The organism is Heliobacterium chlorum (assembly GCF_014502795.1).
In the GTDB taxonomy this organism is placed as follows: Bacteria; Bacillota; Desulfitobacteriia; order Heliobacteriales; family Heliobacteriaceae; genus Heliobacterium; species Heliobacterium chlorum.
This window is the reverse complement of the sequence record NZ_JACVHF010000010.1, coordinates 29,627-49,932: the sequence shown is the minus strand read 5'-3', so window position 1 is coordinate 49,932 and position 20,306 is coordinate 29,627. Positions and strand designations below refer to the sequence as shown.

General features: G+C 49.3%; 17 protein-coding genes. 7 read left to right on the top strand and 10 right to left on the bottom strand.

Translation table 11 applies throughout. The features are described from left to right. Positions 1-47: 47 nt before the first annotated feature. Both H1S01_RS10930 and H1S01_RS10925 read left to right on the top strand, forming a co-directional pair. Positions 48-1,136 (top strand): CotS family spore coat protein, encoded by a 1,089-nt coding sequence (locus H1S01_RS10930; RefSeq protein WP_188040522.1) that lies wholly within the window; start codon positions 48-50, stop codon positions 1,134-1,136. Positions 1,137-1,223: 87 nt separating this feature from the next. Next, positions 1,224-3,770, top strand: a complete 2,547-nt coding sequence (locus tag H1S01_RS10925; RefSeq protein WP_188040520.1) for a DNA internalization-related competence protein ComEC/Rec2 — start codon at positions 1,224-1,226, stop codon at positions 3,768-3,770. A gap of 50 nt (positions 3,771-3,820) precedes the next feature. Here the strand turns inward: H1S01_RS10925 and H1S01_RS10920 are convergent, their stop codons facing one another. From H1S01_RS10920 to H1S01_RS10900, 5 genes are all read right to left on the bottom strand, one after another. Then, entirely contained in the window at positions 3,821-4,840 is a 1,020-nt protein-coding gene (locus H1S01_RS10920; RefSeq protein ID WP_188040518.1) for a stalk domain-containing protein, read from the bottom strand. A 211-nt stretch (positions 4,841-5,051) separates the two neighbouring features. After that, positions 5,052-6,011 carry a metal ABC transporter substrate-binding protein gene (locus tag H1S01_RS10915; RefSeq protein WP_188040516.1) on the bottom strand — a complete coding sequence of 320 codons (960 nt, stop codon included), beginning with the start codon at positions 6,009-6,011 and terminating at the stop codon, positions 5,052-5,054. After that, the gene (locus H1S01_RS10910; protein ID WP_188040514.1) at positions 6,008-6,448 is read right to left on the bottom strand and encodes a Fur family transcriptional regulator; all 441 of its coding nucleotides are present in this window, start codon (positions 6,446-6,448) and stop codon (positions 6,008-6,010) included. Before H1S01_RS10910 ends, H1S01_RS10915 begins: the two co-directional genes overlap by 4 nt. Positions 6,449-6,493: 45 nt before the next feature. Then, positions 6,494-7,366, bottom strand: coding sequence for a metal ABC transporter permease (locus tag H1S01_RS10905; RefSeq protein WP_243237230.1), 873 nt, complete (start codon positions 7,364-7,366; stop codon positions 6,494-6,496). Positions 7,367-7,379: 13 nt separating this feature from the next. Further along, positions 7,380-8,186, bottom strand: coding sequence for a metal ABC transporter ATP-binding protein (locus tag H1S01_RS10900; protein ID WP_341479080.1), 807 nt, complete (start codon positions 8,184-8,186; stop codon positions 7,380-7,382). A 324-nt stretch (positions 8,187-8,510) separates the two neighbouring features. Between H1S01_RS10900 and typA the strand changes: the two genes are divergently transcribed. Both typA and H1S01_RS10890 read left to right on the top strand, forming a co-directional pair. Then, positions 8,511-10,337, top strand: coding sequence for a translational GTPase TypA (typA, locus tag H1S01_RS10895; protein ID WP_188040512.1), 1,827 nt, complete (start codon positions 8,511-8,513; stop codon positions 10,335-10,337). A 131-nt stretch (positions 10,338-10,468) separates the two neighbouring features. Next, a complete protein-coding gene (locus H1S01_RS10890) occupies positions 10,469-11,797 on the top strand; it encodes a replication-associated recombination protein A (RefSeq protein ID WP_188040510.1) in 1,329 nt (442 codons plus the stop codon). 3 nt (positions 11,798-11,800) lie between these two features. Here the strand turns inward: H1S01_RS10890 and H1S01_RS10885 are convergent, their stop codons facing one another. The 4 genes from H1S01_RS10885 to H1S01_RS10870 form a co-directional block, all read right to left on the bottom strand. After that, positions 11,801-12,526 carry a carbonic anhydrase gene (locus H1S01_RS10885; RefSeq protein ID WP_188040599.1) on the bottom strand — a complete coding sequence of 242 codons (726 nt, stop codon included), beginning with the start codon at positions 12,524-12,526 and terminating at the stop codon, positions 11,801-11,803. 121 nt (positions 12,527-12,647) lie between these two features. Further along, positions 12,648-13,862, bottom strand: a complete 1,215-nt coding sequence (locus H1S01_RS10880; RefSeq protein WP_188040508.1) for an MFS transporter — start codon at positions 13,860-13,862, stop codon at positions 12,648-12,650. 155 nt (positions 13,863-14,017) lie between these two features. Further along, a complete protein-coding gene (locus tag H1S01_RS10875) occupies positions 14,018-14,197 on the bottom strand; it encodes a DUF3006 domain-containing protein (RefSeq protein ID WP_188040506.1) in 180 nt (59 codons plus the stop codon). A gap of 76 nt (positions 14,198-14,273) precedes the next feature. Further along, on the bottom strand, positions 14,274-14,969 hold the full coding sequence (locus H1S01_RS10870) for a ComEA family DNA-binding protein (RefSeq protein WP_188040504.1): 696 nt from the start codon (positions 14,967-14,969) through the stop codon (positions 14,274-14,276). Between the two features lie 233 nt (positions 14,970-15,202). On the opposite strand from H1S01_RS10870, the gene H1S01_RS10865 reads away from it, so the two are divergent. Both H1S01_RS10865 and H1S01_RS10860 read left to right on the top strand, forming a co-directional pair. Further along, positions 15,203-16,192: a VanW family protein gene (locus H1S01_RS10865; RefSeq protein WP_188040502.1), complete on the top strand. Its 990-nt coding sequence runs from the start codon at positions 15,203-15,205 to the stop codon at positions 16,190-16,192. Positions 16,193-16,214: 22 nt separating this feature from the next. Further along, the gene (locus H1S01_RS10860) at positions 16,215-16,646 is read left to right on the top strand and encodes an EamA family transporter (protein ID WP_188040500.1); all 432 of its coding nucleotides are present in this window, start codon (positions 16,215-16,217) and stop codon (positions 16,644-16,646) included. Between the two features lie 116 nt (positions 16,647-16,762). On the opposite strand, the gene H1S01_RS10855 is transcribed toward H1S01_RS10860, so the two are convergent. Then, a complete protein-coding gene (locus H1S01_RS10855; protein ID WP_188040498.1) occupies positions 16,763-17,941 on the bottom strand; it encodes a serine hydrolase in 1,179 nt (392 codons plus the stop codon). 271 nt (positions 17,942-18,212) lie between these two features. Between H1S01_RS10855 and H1S01_RS10850 the strand changes: the two genes are divergently transcribed. Beyond that, a complete protein-coding gene (locus H1S01_RS10850) occupies positions 18,213-20,294 on the top strand; it encodes a methyl-accepting chemotaxis protein (RefSeq protein ID WP_188040496.1) in 2,082 nt (693 codons plus the stop codon). Positions 20,295-20,306 lie beyond the last annotated feature (12 nt).

Sequence of the window (20,306 nt, the reverse complement as noted above, 5' to 3'; positions counted from 1 at the left end):
TATTGTAGAAGGAATACCATCGAATGCAAGTGCGGTGGAAAATCTTGATGACAGAATTAACTCTAGATGAGTTAGCTGATTTTTTACATCGTACATACGGGTACCGCCTGTGTTCAGTGCAGCATCTGTCGCCAGTTTGGCGATTGGAAACCGACCTCGGGCCACTTTGCTTAAAAAAAGTATGTTATGAAGCAGATAAACTGCAGTTTATCTGCCTAGCCATGGCCCACTTAAATCGGCAAGGCTTCTTAAAATCGCCGGAACTCCTGCCGACGTTGCGAGGCGACTATTATGCCTTTTACCAAGGTCACAGCTACTTTCTTACCGATTGGGTAGCTGACATCCCTTGCGATTTCGGAGAGAGAGAACACATCTTTGCAGCGACGGTAACTCTAGCCGAATTTCATCAACACAGCCGAGGGCTGGAAACACCGCCTTCCCTCTACCGTCGTCCTCACTGGGAGCGATGGATCCGGACCCTTTTTCGACGAACAGAGGATTTACGACGCTATCGAGAAAAACTGGAAAAGTCACCTCTTTTGTCCCTCTTGGATGAGCACATCCTTCAAGCCGAGACGGCTTTAACCATCCTGGAAAACTCCCAATACAGTGCAATCGCCCAGAGGGCCAAAAAGATGAGTACATTCATCCATCGGGATGTGGCCGCCCGAAATTTTGTACTCGATTACAAAGGACAGGCTAAAATCATCGATTTCGATTACTGCCGCTGGGATATACGCCTCGTCGACATAGCTCGGCTTTTAGACCGAACGCTGCGAAATCACCGCTGGCGCTTTAGCCTCGCCCAGGGTATCCTGGAAGCTTATGACGAGATGACGCCGATCTTCCCGGAAGAGTACCCGGTCTTGCTCGGTTTGTTATATTTTCCTCAGCGTTTTTGGCGCCTTTGCCACCGCTACTATGAGAGTGGTACGTTGGAATCTGTTCACTTTCTGTCTAACCTCCGAGCACTGCAATCGGAACAGGCAGCTAGAATGCGCTTTTTACGAATCCTCGCCGAGGAGTATTGTTTGGGGTTCTTGTGTCGCAATGGAGTTCGATTAAGTAAGGAGCAGCACATAGATTCCGAGGGTTATCACTATCACTGGTTAGATTTGTATCAAAGACTGTATTAGCTGACTAGGCGAAAATCTCTAATAACATTCAGGTAAGATAAAGGTTTTTATGGATATTTGTAGAAATAGACCACCGGAGGTGTCGTAATGAAGCGCCCTTTGGTGGTTTTTGTATGTTTATTCATGCTCGGCATCGCGATTGGGCTTTATCACCGGGAACTCGTCCGATATCCCTTACAAAGTGATACGGTTCAGTTAGGTCTCTGCTTGATCATCGCCGCTCTTATGGTGTTTCGATTTTCCGAGAAGCATCTCTTCGGCCACCCTGTCCCCTCTTCTCACCATCGAAACAGCTATCTACACGGTGTGTTAATGCTATCGCTGTTCCTGACCGTTACTGTACTCGGCTGGCTCTACGCGTACATGACTTCCCAGCCTGTATCCCACTTATACGAGCACAACGGCGAGACGGTTTCCTTAACGGGCAAAGTAGTAACCATCGTAACCAACAGTAAAGAATCCTTCGTCTTCGACCTCTCTCTGGATGATGGTGAAACCGTACGGATCAAGCATCGTGGAAAACCCTTACCCTTTGAAGTGAAACCGGCAGATGAGTTCCAAGTTACCGGTCAGGTGCAAATCCCATCTCCCCGACGCAATCCCGGCGACTTCGATTATCAAGCTTATTTATGGAGGCAAGGCATCGCTGTTGAGATTTTTACCAGACAACCGTCTCAGATTCGTTTCGATCCATCTCCCGAAGGGATAGACGAAAAAAATAGCATACCTCTTAATTACAGTCTCATCGATACAATGCACCGGTTAGCTTACGACTGGCGGCAAACGATGGAGAGAATCTTAGCTTCCACCTTGCCATCGGACACAGCCGGCATCATCGCCGGAATCATTTTTGGCGGACAAGGAGGACTTTCTGAAGAAGATCAGGAAGCTTTTCGAATTACCGGCGTGGCCCACGCCTTTGCCGTCTCCGGTTCAAATGTGGCGGTCATCACCAGTACCCTCTTGCTCCTCCTGCGGGGAGGCCAGCGTTGGAAAGTTCCTCTTTGGCCGAGCATCGCTGTGACCATCCTGGTCATTGTCTTTTACGGAATGATGACCGGCTTTCCCCCTTCGGTACAGCGAGCCATTCTGATGGCTTGCGGCAGCTTGTTGGCCTATGGCATGCAGCAAAGGGCGGAACCTTTTACCCTCATGGCCGCTGCAGCCCTGCCCATCCTCATCGTCAATCCTCTCATGCTGGCCGATCCTGGATTTCAGCTCTCTTTTGGTGCAACCTGGGGTATCCTCTACCTCTTGCCGATCTTTCAAGGATTTATCCCCACTTCCGAACCGCGCAACCGTTTCGGTGCACCCGTCTGGAGTGCACTCCAAAAACTTTCTGCCGAGGCCTTGTTGCTCTCGCTTACAGCTCTACTGGCTGTTGGTCCACTCACCGTCTATTACTTCAATATGCTCTCTCTATCGGGCCTCTTGGCCAACTTATTCGCAGGGATGATCATCGCCTTGGTCACTATCTTAGGTTTTGCCACCTTCTTCCTGATACCGTTCTGGACCGGTGGTGCAAAGGCGCTGATCCTCTTTTCCGGTCTTTCCGTGGACCTCTTGACTACACTGTTACGCCGTTTATCTACGCTACCCGGTGCAGCTTTGACGATAGCCACCCCGCCTCCCTTACTTCTCCTCGCATTTTACCTCCTGCTCATCCTGGTACGAGAATTTGCCCTCGGCCACTTGAGCCCCAAGGTATCAATCCGGATTCAAACGTGGACCCTTCCCGTCACGGCAGGTCTTATGTCGCTCTTTATTCTCTATCGACTCCTGTTCCCCCCGGTACTGCAAGTGGCCTTTGTCGATGTAGGTCAAGGAGACTGCATCTTGATTCAGACGCCGGGAGGCAAAAGGGTAATCATCGATGTACCAGGTCCGCCGGAGTTTAACCCCTCTTCAGAACTCGACCAACAAAACAAATCTTATGACCCGGGGGAGAGGGTGCTATCGCCTCTGCTCAATCGAAAGGGAATCACGGAACTGGATACATTTGTCGTCACCCACGCTGATCAAGATCATATGGGAGGGGCCTTTTATATCCTGCAGAATTATCCCGTCGGAAAACTTATCCTATCTGCCCCGCCGGAACCATCTGAAAAATATGAGGCACTCCTTCAACTAGCATCGGCAAAAAACATCCCCGTTCTGGAAACACCTCCACTAGATAAGGACATCAGCCCCGATCCGTCGGTGCAGCTAACGGTCCTGAACCCCGGCTTGGAACGTAAGCCCCAAAACACGAATGATTCATCATTGGTTCTACTCCTGGAGCACGGTCAGTGCCGGGTTTTGCTTACCGGTGACATAGACAAAGAAGGGCAACTAGCCATGGTAGCTGATGCAAAGACATCCACCAGTAGTCTACAGGCTGATATCGTAAAAGTCCCCCATCACGGCAGTCGGAACAATTTAGAACCAGACTTTTTAGTTTCTACAGGCCAACCAGCACTAGCGGTTATTTCCGTCGGAAAAAACCGTTACGGCCATCCAAGTCCAGAGGTTATGCAAGCTTGGCACAACGTGGGCGCTGAGGTCTTGCGGACCGATCGCTGCGGTGCGATCACAGCCGAAAGCGACGGGCGAAGTTGGCAGGTTCATAGGACCCATTACGAACCAGACTACTAAAGTACTTAAAAAGAGAGAGCCCCCCCAAGGGGGACTCTCTCTTCGTTTCTTTATAAAATCAAACGCAGCCACAAGGAATCCGTACTGACATTGCCTTCCACCTGTTTACCAAATAAAGGCCCAATGGAATAAAAAAGGGGCATAGCGCTGTATAACTGACCGTTTTTGATCTCGTTGGCTAAAACGCCTTCATCGGGATTGGTCTTGTGATTGTTGCTGATCCATCCACAGCTTTCTCCCACATAGAAGTAGATGAAACCAGCGCTATAGGGTTGTCCGGGTATGTTAGTTCCGGCAGAACCACGAACCATCAAACCCCCCCGTGGGTCGTAGAGGATATTTTGTTGGGGCACTCCCCAGGCGTTCAAATACTCGCTGACGTTGAATTGGGTGATCCCATCGCTCCTATTCAGGGCGATAGGTACCTTCGATTTCAGCGAATCTGAATTACCTTCTATTCCAATGCGATCGACCTTCTGTTGTCCAGGATAGAGGATCACTTTCGACCATGACGGGCTCACTGGCGACGGCACCTTATTCCATGTCTTCACGACCACTGCTCGCTCATCGGCATCCCAAAATACGAGTGCTCCCAGCGCCTGAGCAGCTGACCGATAGGGCACCAAGGTCCGACCATTGTCAATACGGGGAAGGGCATCTAGACTGCCTGCTTCTCCCCCGTTGACGATAAAGCCCGGCTGTCCGATAAACATCTGTAAGGTATCCTTAAAACCACCCTCGGAGGGGCGGCGAACAATAATTTCGTCCATCAAACCGTGTGCATTTTTCTTGAACTCGATGTCGCTATCTGTGATACCCAGGCTGTAAGCCAGATAGCGTAACGGCATGAGCAATCGTCCCGCTTGGCTGTCAATGACTGGCGCCGAGTCCATCAAGTATTCTTTGCCGTTCACTTCATAGACATTTTTTCCAACCCAGAACTTAACCGTTTTCATTTCTGACGGCTCTTCCGCGGCTTCAGCCGTAAATGTATTAAACAGCAAAAGCCAAGCCGTCATGATGAGGAGGGAAGAGCAACATTTTTTAATGAATCGTGCGTACCGGTGCAATAATTAATCCTCCTAACTCTTATCTTTTGTCATTCTCAACCCTTTGTTTTGACATTTTAACAATCGACCCCTTGATTCTTAAATATAGTACAGTTAAAACAGCTTACTGGTAAAGGATTAAATATTGACAGTTACATTGCGCAGTGGCTTGGGATCAAAAAAGCCTCCTTTGCTAGGAGGCTACAAGGGGCTTACATGAGGACTTTTCCTCTCAGGGATTGTACCCTAAAGCTTTTTTCAGGTTCTCTAAGTTTTGCTTCATCACGGTAATATAATCGAGTCCCTGTTTTTGCTCATCTTCCGTCAGGCCCTCAATGGGATTTAACACCAGTGTATCCGCTTTGACTTCCCTCGCTAGTGCTTCCCCGACTTTCGGACTTACTAAGGTCTCAAAGAATATGTATTTCACCTTGTGTTCTCGTGCGTATGCGGCGATTCGAGCGAGTTCGGCCGGTTTGGGTTCTGCATCAGGTGAAATACCCATAATGGAAACTTGATGTAAGCCATAACGATGAGCTAAGTAACTAAAAGCACTATGGGTCGTGATCAATTCTTTCGATGGAGCCTTGCTCACAATCTCTTTAAACTCCCCGTCTAACCGGTCCAGCTTATCTTGGTATGCCTTTGCGTTAGCTTCGTAATAATCTTTGTTATCGGGATCGAGATCGACAAGGGCCCTTTTGATGTTTTCGACCTGGATTTTGACCAAATTCGGATCGAGCCAGAAATGGGGATCATTTTTTCCATGTTGATGGCTGGCTTCATGATCGCCATCGTCACTGTTCTCACCAGGAAGCATTTCAATACCCTTACTCGTATCCACCAGAACCAGGTTAGGATTATTGCTAGCCTGGCTGACTTTTTCAATCCAGCCTTCAAAACCGCCGCCATTATAGATGAGCATCCGGGCTTTGCTAACCTTGACCATATCTTGAGGAGACGGTTCCCAATCATGGGGCTCGGCTCCCGGGGGAACCAGATTGGTCACTTCAACCTTTTCACCGCCTACTTGCTGGGTAAATTCGTACATAGGGTAAAAACTGGATACAACCTGAATCTTATGGTCTTGTGTGCTGACTGATTTTTTATCGTCTTGATTAGAGGAGCAACCGGAAATGACCACTGCCGAAAGTAAACCGATCAGCAGTCCTTTCAAGGCTTTTGGAATCATGATGTTCCCTCCTTATTATCTCGGCATTCACGACAATGGCCGAAGATCTCAAAGGTATGGCCGAGCACTTTGAAATCCTCGTGCTTGGCAAGGGCTTCGGCTTTTTCCTCCATGGGGCAGTAGGGTAGGCATACCGATTTACCACAGGTGACACAGACTAGATGATGGTGATGGGGACGACCATCGAGTTCGAACCGAGCACCTTCTTTTCCCTGATTGTGAATGAGATTGACCACCCCTAACTCGCTGAGAACCTTTACACTGCGATAGACCGTATCTGCACTCATATCAGGAAACAAGCCTCGTAATTCGTCGACGAGGTCTTTCACGGATAAAGGATGTTCAGCCCGGACAAGCGCCTCAACTACAGCTCGGCGCTGTGGTGTACACTTATATCCCTTCGCCTTTAATAAATTGAGCACTTGTTCCGTTTCCATGAACCCTCCAAAGATCATATTGTTCCGATTTAAGATTATTCTTATTTATTGAATTTTCGCCAGTTCCTTTTCTGACAGGCGATCTTTGGCCCATAACAGGCGCACGTGCAGCCAAGCCTTTTTTACCAAGATCGTCGCAACGAGCAGAAAGGCCGCTAACAACACGATAGATCCTCCAGGGGCCAGATCGAGAAAATAGGAAGCGATCAAACCTATCGTCACAGATGTTAAAGCATAAGCTTGGGCCAACCAAAAAGCTTCCCGGAAACTCCGGGCGATCTGCAAGCTAGCTGCCACCGGTAAAACAAGCATCGACGATACGAGCAAGATGCCCACGATGCGCATAGACGATGCGACGACAAGAGCCGCTAGGACCATGAGCACTAAGTTTAGTCCGTAGACCGGAAGGCCGCTGAGCTGCGCTTTTTCTTCGCTGAAAGAGATGTAGAAAAAACGATGATAAAGAGAACTGATGACGATAACCACAATGGCACATACGGCCGATAAGATCACTAGATCTTGACGGTTTACAGCGATGATACTTCCGAAGAGGTAACTGATAATATCTGATGAGGCCGATTTTTTGACGCTCAGAAGAATCACCGCCAACGCTACGCCACCCGAGAGAAAGACGGCGGTGGAGATTTCGGCATAGTTCTGATAGCTCCGGCGTAGTTTTTCCAGGCCTAAGACAGCGATGATGGAAAAAGTGAGCGCCATCAAAGGCGGATAGACGCCTAACAACATCCCTCCAGCTACACCAGCGAGAGATATATGGGATATGGTATCGCCAATGAGGGATAGTCGGCGCAAGACGAGAAAAAGTCCGATCGATGGACATATGATGGCCACCATCAAACCTGCCAGAAAAGCCCGAACCATAAAATCATGTTGGAGCATTTCCGAGAATCCGAACATATTCCTCTACCTCCTAGTGATGATGGTGCTGAACCATCTGCACAGGATGGCCGTACATCTTGGCGAAAATCTCCGTCTGCCGCGCCTTAAAACCGCCCACCTCGCCGTGAAAGAAGAGACAGCGGTTCAAACAGACAAGCTTGTTCACCCGCTCCGTAATCACACCGATATCATGGGAGACTAAGACGACGGTCAGGCCCATGTTTTGGTTGAGGTCCTCCAGTAAGCTGTAGAACAACTCTTGCTGTTCCGCATCGACACCGACGGTCGGTTCGTCCAAGAAAAGGATTTCGGGTTCCCCGGCTAAGGCTTGGGCGATAAATACCCGTTGCTGCTGCCCTCCCGATAGATTACCGATCAGTTGGTGGGCAAATTTCGACATGCCGACCTTGTCCAAGCACTGATCTACCATTTCTTTGTCCTGATGATTCTTCCATCCGAAAAGGCCTTTTCGGCCGAGCCGACCTGCATAGACCACTTCCCAAACGGTAGCAGGAAAAGCCGTATTAAAGGCGATGGCTTTTTGAGGAACATAGCCGATGAGGGGCCAACGACGAAACTTTTTGACCGGATCGCCCCAGAGAAAGACCTCGCCTTTTTCCGGTTGTAATAGTCCCAAGAGCATTCGGAGAAGGGTTGATTTTCCCGACCCGTTCGGTCCGATAATGCCGAGAAAATCTCCCCGAGTGATTTTAAGATCTATATCGCTTAATGTTTCCTGCTGCTCATAACGAAAGGACACATGGCGAGCCTCCACGAGGATCGATTCATCGCCCTTTCGCTCCTTTTCTCGTTTGAACGGTCGAACAATGTTCAACACCCTATGAGCCTCCTACGTTCAGTATCTGAACTTTGTTTAATTAGGAACGTTCTTATTTAAGATTACACCTTTCTTCCATTCGACGACAAGTAGTTATTTTTCGATCAACCTAATCCAATTTTACCCAATGGGAACCGTGCCTAAACAAGGAGGGACTTATGATGCACAATGCATACTGGTTGAAATGAAACCAACAGAAAAAAGTCATTCATACTATAAAAATGTCTTGACAGTCACTGACTGTAGCCCTATCATTAAATATTAGTGATAATAGTTGATGTCTGAGGGCATCTTTTTTTTATGAATTAAGGAGAGAATGCGAGTTTGAAACGTACGGATTTGCGGAATATCGCCATCATCGCTCACGTCGACCATGGCAAGACTACACTGGTCGACGGTTTACTGCGACAGTCCGGTATCTTCCGGGCTAATGAAGAAGTCCAGGATTGCGTCATGGACTCAAACGACTTGGAACGGGAACGGGGTATTACCATCCTGGCCAAGAACACGGCCGTATCGTACAACGGCATTAAAATCAACATCGTGGACACACCTGGACACGCCGATTTCTCCGGCGAAGTGGAACGCATTCTCTCGATGGTCGATGGTGCTATTCTGCTGGTAGACAGCGCTGAAGGGGTTATGGCGCAGACAAAGTTTGTCCTTCGCAAAGCCCTTGAATCGGGCCTGCGGCCTATCGTCGTGATCAACAAAATGGACCGCCAAGATGCTCGTCCCGCAGAAGTGCTCGATGAAATCTTGGAGTTGTTCATTGAACTAGGCGCTGATGATGAACAGCTGGAATTCCCCGTCTTATATGCCGTCGGCCGGGCCGGCTGGGCCAGCCTCGATCCCGATGAAAAAGGAACGACGCTGGAGCCTCTCTTCCAAACGATCATCGAAAAAGTTCCCTGCCCGGAAGGGGACGACACGGCCGTTCTACAGATGCTCATCTCTTCGCTCGACTATGACAGCTACACAGGTCGTGTCACCATTGGCCGCATCCATCAAGGAAAAATTCGTACAGGCCAACAGGTTTCTATCTGTAAACGGGACGGTGACATCATCAAAGGCAAAGTGCTGCAAGTCTTCACCTATCAAGGGTTGAAACGGGTCCCTGTCGAGGAAGCGAGCACAGGGGAAATCATCACCCTTACCGGTTTAGATAATGTAAACATCGGCGAAACCATCTCTGACCCCGACAATCCGGCTCCTCTGCCGGTGATCAACGTCGACGAGCCGACCTTACAGATGACCTTCCAAACGAACACAAGCCCCTTTGCCGGCAAGGAAGGCGATTACATCACCTCTCGCCATCTGCGCAGCCGTTTGTTGAAGGAATTGGAGAAAAACGTAGCCTTGCGGGTTCATGAAACAGAAGACCCCGATGTCTTCCTTGTTTCGGGCCGCGGCGAACTGCACCTGTCCATTCTGATTGAAACGATGCGCCGGGAAGGCTACGAATTGGCCGTCTCCAAGCCCTCCGTCATTTTCCGCAAAGATGATGAAGGCAACCTGTTGGAACCTCTGGAACAGTTGATCATCGATGTTCCTGAAGAATACATGGGTGTAGTCATGGAAAAGCTGGGAACGCGCCGGGCGGAGATGACCAACATGGTCAACAACGGCACTGGTCAAGTCCGTCTTGAGTTCGTCATTCCTGCCCGGGGCCTCATCGGTTACCGGACGGAATTCCTCACTGATACCCGGGGATTCGGGATCATGCACCACCTCTTCCACGGATATGGCGAACACCGCGGTGAAATCCCTGGGCGGACCAAAGGCGCTGCTGTCGCTTTCGAACATGGTACTGCCACGGCATACGCACTCGGCTATCTGCAGGAACGGATCGCTTTTTTCATCACCCCTGGCACCGATGTCTATCAGGGAATGATCGTCGGCGAAAATGCCCGGGAACAAGATATGGATGTGAACGTGGCCAAAGCCAAGCATCTCACCAACATGCGGGCTTCCGGTTCTGACGGTACCATCAAGCTGGAACCCCCAAGAATCCTCTCCTTGGAAGACGCCTTGGAGTGGATTGATGACGACGAACTGGTTGAAGTGACCCCCTTGAACATCCGACTTCGCAAGCGCCTTCTCGACCCCACCCAACGAGAGCGGGCCAAAAAGAATCAAGCCCTGCGTTAATGAAAGAGCAAACGCCTCCAGGCATAGCGAAGCTATGGCTGGAGGCGTTATTTTATTGGGTTACATATTGGGTTTGTCTATAAGGATGGTTAAAATAGATTTTGAATAGTATTCGTTAGGAGCTGAGCCCATTGGACCTCTTTTCCTATCAAGGAGAAGCCCTAAAGGCGAAGGAAGGCCCTTTGGCTTTTCGGATGCGTCCACGCAGCCTTAATGAAGTGGCTGGACAGCAACATCTTTTAAATAACGAGTCCCTCTTTCGCAAAATGGTGGACCTAGACAAAGTGCACTCTTTCATCTTATACGGGCCGCCGGGGACCGGAAAGACAACGATCGCCCGGCTCATCGCCCAGACGACGCGCAGTCACTTTGAGACCTTGTCGGCAGTTACAGCCGGTTCGGGTGATATCAAAAAAGTGGCCAAAGAGGCTGAATCGCGTCTATCTTTCGAGCAACAGCGTACGATCCTGTTTATCGACGAGATCCACCGGTTTAACAAAGCCCAGCAGGATCTGCTGCTCCCGATCGTGGAAGACGGAACGTTGGTCTTGATCGGCGCTACCACCGAAAATCCTCTCTATGAGTTGAACTCGGCTCTCCTCTCCCGCCTCCGTATTTACATGCTTCATCCGCTTTCAGAAGAGGACCTTTTGTCATTGTTAAAGCGGGCCGTCACCGAACCGAACCGGGGCTTGGGCTTACCTGCCGATGCAGTAACAGAAGATGGGCTGGAATTGATCATCCAAGCAGCTAAAGGGGATGCCCGTTCAGCACTGACGATCCTTGATATGGCGGCTTCTGCCCATGGCAGCTTGGACAAGCCCATCGGTCCCGACGAAGTGATGCAGGTGACTGGTCGGATCGCTGTTTATTATGACAAAAAAGGAGATCGTCATTATGATACGATCTCCGCCTTTATTAAGAGCATCCGCGGTTCTGACCCTGATGCGACCTTGTTTTGGCTAGCCGTGATGTTGGAAGCTGGTGAAGATCCCCTCTTCATCGCCCGCCGCATCGTCATTCACGCCGCCGAAGATATCGGATTGGCCGATCCGATGGCTCTTGTCCTGGCGCAAGCCGCCGCCGATGCGGTAAAACTGGTCGGCCTTCCGGAAGGCCGGATCCCGCTCGCCGAAGCTGCCCTTTATCTCGCTTGTGCTCCGAAAAGCAACCGTGCGAAAGACGCCATCGATAGAGCACTTCGGACTGTCCAGGAAGCCAAAAGGATCTCTGTTCCCCGCCATCTCGCCGATACATCCCATTCCCAGGCAAGCTCGATCTTGGGCAGCGGTGTTGGTTACAAATATCCCCACAACTATGGGGGCTATGTACAACAGAGTTACCTGCCGCCCGACATTGAGGGGACTCGCTTTTACGAACCCACCACGAACGGACGTGAAAAACAGATTAGTCAATGGCTGGAAAACTTGAGGGAAGCCATGGGCAAAGAATCTTCTTAGACATTAATCCAACCAATTGACTTTTCCCGAAATCATCTGGTACTTCGCCCCGGCGATAGCCAATTTTCCATTGGCAATTGCGTCGGCGATGACAGGACTTTTCCGCAGTGCAGCTACTGTCTGTCGCACGTTCTCATCGGCGACTTTTTCCGTCAGCTCTTCTTGAGCGATTTCTTTGGTTTTTACGTTCTCCACTACTGGTTTAATGTGGTCGGTAACAGCGCCGATACTACCAGCTGGATGACCCCCTTCCACGGTAGCTTTGACAGCACCGCAGCTCTCATGACCTAAAACGACGAGGTAAGGCGTGTGAAAGTGTTCCACGGCATATTCGATACTGCCAATCGCTTCCGGGCTTAGAACATGACCAGCGGAGCGGACTACGAAAAGATCACCGAGACCCTGATCAAAGACCAGTTCCGGAGGAACCCGAGAATCGGAACAACTTAATACAATCGCGAAAGGATGTTGCGCTTTCGCCAGCTCTAAGTGTTTCTGCTCGCTCAAATCATGGTTGATTACTTTTCCCGATTGGAAACGTTCATTCCCTAAAGTTAATTGCTTACGGGCTTCTTCTTTGCTGATCGATTGCGTTTGAGAAGAAACCTCTTTCGGTTGGTTGACTTTGTCCGAGTCGCTCGAACAGCCCGAGACGATGAACGCTGCCGTAACGGCAGATATGAGAACTCCCCTTACCACTTTTTGATTGACCCCTTGTAGCCACCCCATGAGCAAGTCACATCCCTCCAGATATTCTCAACCTTATTTTACCTTCTATGCTTATGCATGCAAAGGGTATTTATCCTTTTGGTCTCACGAGGAATTCCCAGGGAATAAAAAAAGCTGCCGGTCACTGAACCGTTGCAGCTTTTTCTTTATTTTTCCATTGTTTTATCAGGACCGATGTCAGTGCGACGGCCACGAGAAGGAGACCTGTCATACCGTAAAAAATGGGCGGTATGCCCACAACATCAGCGATTTTCCCTAAGACCGTCACCCCTACACCGCCCATACCTATGGCGAATCCGATAATCAGTCCAGAAACAGTCCCCATATGATCCGGCAGCAACTGCTGTCCGAGCACAATCGTGGATGAAAAGCTTGCATACAAGGTGATCGCGATCAGCGTCATCAGTATGCTTAGAGACAGTCCTTGGGTTAAGGGAATTAGCAAAACGAGAGGCGCTGTAATCGTTAAGGAAAAAACAATCAACTTGCCGGCGCCGATGCGATCGGCGATCGGTCCTCCAAGCAGCGTTCCCAGTGCACCGATGATTAGGAAATAACTCAACAAACCAGCGCTTTGCTCCTGCGTCTCCTTTAATATATCTACCACGTACAACGGCACATAGGTCGTCAATCCGGAGGTCACCCAGGCGCGGATAAAGACTACAGCTAACAAGATGGCTAGAATCCATTTGACAGATGCCGGGCTCTCGGATATGCGATTGACCGATTTACCACCGTTCGGATCCTTTTGAAGGACAGCTTGCTGCTCATAGAGCTCTTGGGTAGAACGATACAACAAAAACGCCATGGCAGCAGCGATCGGTAGAAAACAGATTAGTCCCGTCAATCCCCACCATTTGTTAAACCAACCGGCCAAAAGCGGTCCCAGACCAAATCCTAAGTTTCCGCCAACGGAAAATAAAGAAAGACCTGAAGCTTTCTTCTTCCCAGCAACGGCTTGGGCCAATTTATAACTTTCGGGATGAAAGGCAGCCACGCCTAAACCGGAAATCAGCAAAGCGGTTACGGCCAAGCCGTATGTCGGCGCAATCCCGGCCAAAGCCATACCGGCACCTGCCGTGAGCGTGCCGACGGGCATCAACCAGGTTGCCCGGTAGCGATCACTGAGCATACCAAAGAGGGGCTGAATGACAGAGGAACTGACGCTTCCGACCAAAATCGTAAAACCGACCATAAAGTACGATAAATCGAACTTGTCCTTCAATAAGATGGCTACTAACGCCAAGGCTCCCTGGTTGATATCGGTCACCAAATGGCCCATTCCTAAAAGAAAAAGACGTGAGTTTAAGTTATACCCTTTGATACTGTTTAGCACGGTTGCGTCATCTCCTGTGTCGACCTTTTATCCATACAGGTTAATATACCACTCCGTCGACACTTGTCAATATAAATCGAGGTTGTGATTTTCATCTTAAATATATAAAAAACTGACCGGAACAATACTTCCGATCAGCCTGAACGTCATTTGAATCAGTCAACGGGTTTGACAGTTCCCTTTTTTTCTACGAAATAGGCACCATCCCGCATCACGAGGCAATCGCCAATCTTGGCTTCTTTGGGCACCCGGTGTCTGGGAATGGTCATAGTCCCGTCATCTGTTTTGATGTAGGCCTCATTGTCTCCATAGCCCTCTACGATTACATGCATCATCTCTTCATCACTCCTCCTGTTCGCCTTTTTATCCTGTCCCACTCTTCCGTCTTCATTCCATTGACTTTACACTTACTTAATAAACCGAAAGCATCTCCTTCATATCGTTATATTTCTTGGGTCCGATTCCAGGCACGTTTTGGATATCTTCGACACGCTGGAAAGGTCCCTTTGTTTCCCGGTACTGAAGGATCCGTTGGGCCAAGGCAGGACCGACGCCAGGCAGCTTATCCAGCTCCGACGCGTCGGCCGAGTTTATGTTGATGATTGCGGCGGCATACCCACTTCCGCCTGAGCTCCCTTTTGATAAAGCTCTCGATGTTCCCCCGCTCGTCGTCGCTCCTGCGGCTTGACCGTTCTTAAGTGATTCGGCACTGCCGTTTTCTGACCGGAGCGCCGGGACAACGAGTTGCCGTCCGTCCGTCAGCAACGCGGCCCGGTTGATCGCCTCTACGTCAGCGTTAGGGCTGGCTTCAGCTAAGCGCAACGCATCATCGACCCGACTTCCAGCAGGCATCTGATAGACTCCCGGTTTATTGACGGCACCAGACACATGAACACGAATTTCCTTCTCTTGCCCCTTCTCTTTGGATCCTTCTCGTTCTGATAAAGTACCCTTCCCGTCAATCGTCACTTTGCTCTCGGTAGAAGCTTTTTTGGTCCCCTCCACGTCGGATTTGTTGTACAAGCGCGTGCCTTGAATCGCCATTCCAATCACCAAGGCAATGATCAGCCCACCTAAGATGTAGTAAAGGCGTTTTCGATTATCCATCCTTTTCCCCTCCGTAGTGCACTATCCGGCAAAGCTTTTCGACAAACCTATAATAATTTCCTTCTTTTCCCATTTTTCTTTTGTAACTATATACTATTTTTTGGTAATCATCTCCGTATTAACTCCGTTTCTCCCGAAGGAACGGTCTAAATCCACTGATTGTGGTGTATGGATTATGCTAGAGGCTTCACGAAAGGTTTGCTTGACTGTCTTCTTGGAGGGAGAGGATCGAATTGTCCCTCGGCAGAAAAAAAGTGCTCCTTTTTATGGGAGCACTTATCGCTGCAGGAATCGGTTTTTCAGCCTATCATACTTTTGGGGATGGTCCCCTTTGGAAAGGCCTGCATCTTGGTCACTCCAGCCCGAAACAAGATGAGCCCCCCCTAGCCCCGCCACAACCGGAAAACTCATCGCCAAGCGACGCATCTCCTTCGCCCGAGGAAGGAACCCAGGAACATCCCTATGGCCGTCCGGTCAAAGGACCGCTCAAATGGGAAAGTGACCCGCGCTTTCAAGAACTCTGCACAAAGCACCATGCGACGATCCGAATGGGGGCCTTTCAGACGACCCTCCCCGACCCTCTTCCCGGCGAAGAGTATAATGTCGCCTTGGCCGCTGACATGTTAGCCGGAACGGTCATCGAACCGAATCAGATTTTTTCCATGAATAAAACCATCGGACCTTACACGACGCAACGAGGGTTCCAGGAAGGTCCCACGTATATGGGGGCCAAAGTGGTAAAGACCGTCGGAGGGGGTGTCTGCAAAGTAGCCACCACCTTGTACAACACCACCGTCCTGTCCAATCTGAAGATCATTGAGCGGCATCCCCATATGATGCAAGTCCCTTATGTGCCACCGGGTCAAGATGCTGCCGTTTTTTATGGCGTACAAGACTTTAAGATCAAAAACGACACCGATAGTCCTATCGTCATCTGGGCGGACACAGAAGATAACACCCTCTATATGGGATTTTACGGAAGTGTAACCCCTCCGACAGTAACCTGGCACCATGAAATACTCAACCGACAAAAAGCACCGACGGTCTACCGCACAAACAGTGGGCTCAACAAGGGCGAAGAGAAGGTACTCGTTCCCGGTTTGGAAGGCCTATCTGTAAAATCTTGGCTGACGATCGAATACAGCGATTCGAAGAAAGTTACAAAAGACCTCGGGATGGACTATTACCAGCCCATGCCAAGAGTAGTCGAACGGATATCCTGATTCACGGACGGAGGGATGACGATTGTATGCCTTTTGGCTGGCTTTTTTCGGTGCCGTCTGCTGGGGGATGGCACCCGTCTTCGGAAAGGTGGGATTGAGAGGGATTCCCACGATCGACGGCCTAGCCGCCCGCACATTGATTACGATTCTGTTAGTCGGGCTATGGGTTTTAATCAGCGGGAACATCGGCCGCATCAGCGAAATCAGCGCCAGGAGCTGGTACTTCCTAGCGATGGAGGCCTTTTTAGCCACCTTTGCCGGAGACTTAGCTTATTATGCAGCGATCAAGAGGGGGGATATCGGCCAAACGGCGTTAGTTTTGGCTGCTTCTCCCCTTATCACTGTGTTTGCCGGTTATTATTTTTTGGGCGAAACGATGTCACCGCTGAAATTCGGCGGTGCCTCCCTCATCGTCCTCGGCGTTGTCCTCGTCGGACTCGATTCGGCGGGATAGTTGTAATGAATCGGAATTCCACATGCATCAATAAAAAACCCCGCCTCCCGCCGCGGAAGGATTCCACGAGGGATAGGCGAGGGTTTTTTCAATATTCGCGATCAGTGCATTAATGTTCAGGGTAATGCCACCTGATAGTCATAGACGATACGGGAAAGATCAGCGAGTGTCTGAACAGATGCTGCTTCCCATCCGTCTTTACTGTAAGCGGAAATGATAAAAGGTCGGTTCGGAGCGAAGACGATTCCGACATCGTGAAACTTATCATTGAGGGATCCGATTTTGTGGGCTACCACAGTACCCGAAGGCAGTTCAGCAGGAATACGATTATTATAGATGGTATTTTCTAAATCATCAAAAATCTCATTGCCCAGAGTAGGATGATTGTCTCGGAAAACGGACAGATAGGCCAAGTATTTTCCCATATCCCGCGGAGTGGTCAGCGGATTGCTGTTATCGTCGTAGTAAGTTACCGTTCCTCCGATAGACTGTTCAAATTGACCTAGATTATCGTCACCGAGGTAATCCAACAGCATAGCCCAAGCGGCATTGTCACTATAGACGATCGCCAAACGGGCGAGTTCACGGAGGCTATACTCTTTGCCAAAAGGCTCCCCCTGCATGATCCCAGTTCCTTGACGGTAATAATCTGATGTATAAGTCAGCGTCGAATTTAAATCCACTTTTCCTTGACCAGCCAAGGTGTATAAATATAATACGGTCGGCAATTTGTGGGTGCTGGCAGTCATATAAATTTGATCTCCACCAATATCAAAGGAAGCACCAGTCGTCAGGTCCTGCACATAGACGCTGACTTGACCAGGACGTTCACGGAGATATCCTTGCACACGTTGCTTCAGCATTTGATAATCCGGTGTAGCGACCGATTGCATCCCCGTTCCCCACTGAAACGTTTGGTCCGTTGTATTCACAGAAGCGACGTGGTCTACGGCGTCCCAGTTCAGTGAAGCACCAAAGGCTTTCCCAAGGAAATTTAACGGAAGGTACAAACGCTCTCCCGATATGAAGGGAGCAAAAGCCAGTTTGATCGTTTTTCCGTTCACTACAGCCCAAGAATTTCCGATTTCAACCGTGCCGTTAGCACCGCCACGAACTACGGTCATCGTTTGGGTGGAACCATTCCAATACACTTTGCCGCCTAAACTTTCGGTCAAACCACGAGCGGGAACGGCGATATATCCACCGATGACCTTTGGCGCTGGTGTTGATTGAATTAAATGTCCATTGACAGATAAAGAAATATCGGGGTAATTCGCTAATGCCGGTTGAGCCATAGCCAATCCCCCTAGCGAAAGAGCTGCGCAAAGAAGCCATGGATATAATCTAGAGCTTTTTAGTTGCATCGTTATCCCCCTCTCCATAGTGCAAATAAGACACCGTACCAGTGTAATGTTTGTAAAAGTATAAATCTACAAGTAGTTCATGTTATTAATGTTTAATAAAGTAAATAAACCTCCCACACTGGCTGGGAGGTTTAACCTGTGATAAACTTAAGAAAAAGCCTTTGATTTCGTTGTTATTCACTATTTGAAAGGGGTTGATCCAGTGAATTGGCTCCGCAACCTAAGTGTTACGAAAAAAATCCTGATTTTGATCGCAGGTGTCATTTTCCTTTTAGCCGGTACCGGAGCAGTCAGCTATTTTTTCATGAGCAAAATCGACGTTTATGCCGAGCAAATGTACAATGATCGGCTCTTGCCTGTCAAATGGCTCAATGAAATACGAGATCTTCGGCATGACAGCGAATCAAAAATGCTTGAGATGCTTTTAACTTCTGACTTCAATAAGCGTTCTTCCCTGGCAAAGCAGATTAGTGACAATAAAAATAAAGCTGCCAATTTGTCACAGGACTACGAGAATACATACCTGCTCGATTTTGAAGTGGAAACGCTTCGTTCGGTAAAGAGTTTAGAAGAACGAAACGATATCAATCAAAAGAAGATTATCGATCTCGCCCTGGCTGGAAACACAGAAGAAGCGTTAAAATTATTGATCACGAATAAACCGGATTTTGAAAATGCAAATGAACTTTGGAAAAAACTCGCTGATTTCAATTCCGATGTCGCCGAAACATTGAATCATAACATTGACAAAGATATTTCCCAATCTATCAATACCATGGTTGGTATTACCTTCTTCGCCGTCGTTGTTTCTGTTTTCCTGTGTACGATCCTGATCCGCAGCATCTCCAAACCGATTCAACAACTCCAATTGCTGATGGCCCAAGTGGGGGCAGGGAATTTATCAGTCCACGGCGAAGTGGCGGCAAACGACGAATTTGGCAACATGACAGCCGCCTTCAACCAGATGGTGCACCACCAGTCTGATGTGGTCAAAGGCATCCGGAAAACGTCCGAAGAAATGGCCGCCGCCTCGGAAGAGATGGCAGCCTCAAGTCAGCAAGTATCGGCATCCATTCAAGAAGTAGCGGCCAGCATGCAGGAGGTCGCCCGGGAAACAGAAGAAGGCAGCCAGTCCGTCGTAGACGCTTCGGCAGTATTGATCGAACTATCGTCGCTCATCCAGATCGCCAAGAATCAAGCTGAATCGGCCGCTAAAGATTCAAAGATGACTCTATCGACGGCGGAAAGAGGTAAGCTGACGGTAGAGGAAACGGTAACCCGGATGACGAAAATAAAAGAGAAAACGACGGAAACGGAAAACTGGATCACGACTCTTAACAGTTACTCCCAGCAAATTCAGTCCATCACCGATACGATTACCGGAATCGCTAATCAGACCAACCTACTGGCACTGAACGCCGCAATTGAGGCAGCCAGGGCAGGCGAAGCAGGACGAGGATTCGCCGTTGTCGCCGACGAAGTACGCAAACTGGCCGAGCAATCGAGCCAAGGGGCTCAGGAAGTCGATCAATTGGTGCAAAAAGTGGCTGAAAGTACTGAAGCAGCAGTGACATCCACCCGACTCAGCCGCGATGAGGTAGAACAAGGCTTCCGTGTGGTGCAAGAAGCGGGTCATGCCCTTGACAATATCTTGACGGCTGTCAACCGGACGGAAGGGGCCGTTCGGGAAATTGTCAAAGTCACGAATGAGAACGTGGCTAGTTCCGATCGCATCGTCAAATTGATCGACTCCATTGCAACCAACATCGAAAATGTAAGCTCCCATGTGCAACAGGTAGCAGCGGCTACAGAAGAAGCTTCGGCTTCGATGGAAACGATCGCTGCTTCTTCCGAAGAGACGAGTGCTATGGCTGCTACACTCTTAGACTCGGTCCAGCGCTTTACCGTCGATGATTCATCGCAAAAGTTGACCGATCATGATCTGCTCGTACGCGCTAAATCAGATCACTTGCTTTGGAAACTGCGTATTTCTAACATGATCGACGGTGTCGAGCGATTGAATTTGGACGATGTGACTTCCCATCACCATTGCCGCCTCGGTAAATGGTATTTCGATGAAAATAACCCGCTAAAAAACGATCCTGATTTTATTTCCCTCGACGACCCTCACCAACAAGTCCATGATTGTGCAAAGAAAGCCGTCATAGCCTATCAATCAGGAAATCCCGAGGAAGCAAAGAGAATGCTCCTTCAATTGGATAGGCATTCCCAAATAGTGCTCTACAAACTAGACCGCCTGACGCAAAAAATTACGACAAAATAATGAAAGGATGAG

What these genes read in the sequence shown, in the direction of transcription:
- H1S01_RS10855 (WP_188040498.1), bottom strand. Translation starts at nt 17,941, where the DNA reads ATGGCTCAACCGGCATTAGCGAATTACCCCGATATTTCTTTATCTGTC.
- H1S01_RS10905 (WP_243237230.1), bottom strand. Translation starts at nt 7,366, where the DNA reads ATGTTCGGATTCTCGGAAATGCTCCAACATGATTTTATGGTTCGGGCT.
- H1S01_RS10870 (WP_188040504.1), bottom strand. Translation starts at nt 14,969, where the DNA reads ATGGATAATCGAAAACGCCTTTACTACATCTTAGGTGGGCTGATCATT.
- H1S01_RS10875 (WP_188040506.1), bottom strand. Translation starts at nt 14,197, where the DNA reads ATGATGCATGTAATCGTAGAGGGCTATGGAGACAATGAGGCCTACATC.
- H1S01_RS10885 (WP_188040599.1), bottom strand. Translation starts at nt 12,526, where the DNA reads ATGGGGTGGCTACAAGGGGTCAATCAAAAAGTGGTAAGGGGAGTTCTC.
- H1S01_RS10925 (WP_188040520.1), top strand. Translation starts at nt 1,224, where the DNA reads ATGAAGCGCCCTTTGGTGGTTTTTGTATGTTTATTCATGCTCGGCATC.
- H1S01_RS10930 (WP_188040522.1), top strand. Translation starts at nt 48, where the DNA reads ATGACAGAATTAACTCTAGATGAGTTAGCTGATTTTTTACATCGTACA.
- H1S01_RS10910 (WP_188040514.1), bottom strand. Translation starts at nt 6,448, where the DNA reads ATGGAAACGGAACAAGTGCTCAATTTATTAAAGGCGAAGGGATATAAG.
- H1S01_RS10915 (WP_188040516.1), bottom strand. Translation starts at nt 6,011, where the DNA reads ATGATTCCAAAAGCCTTGAAAGGACTGCTGATCGGTTTACTTTCGGCA.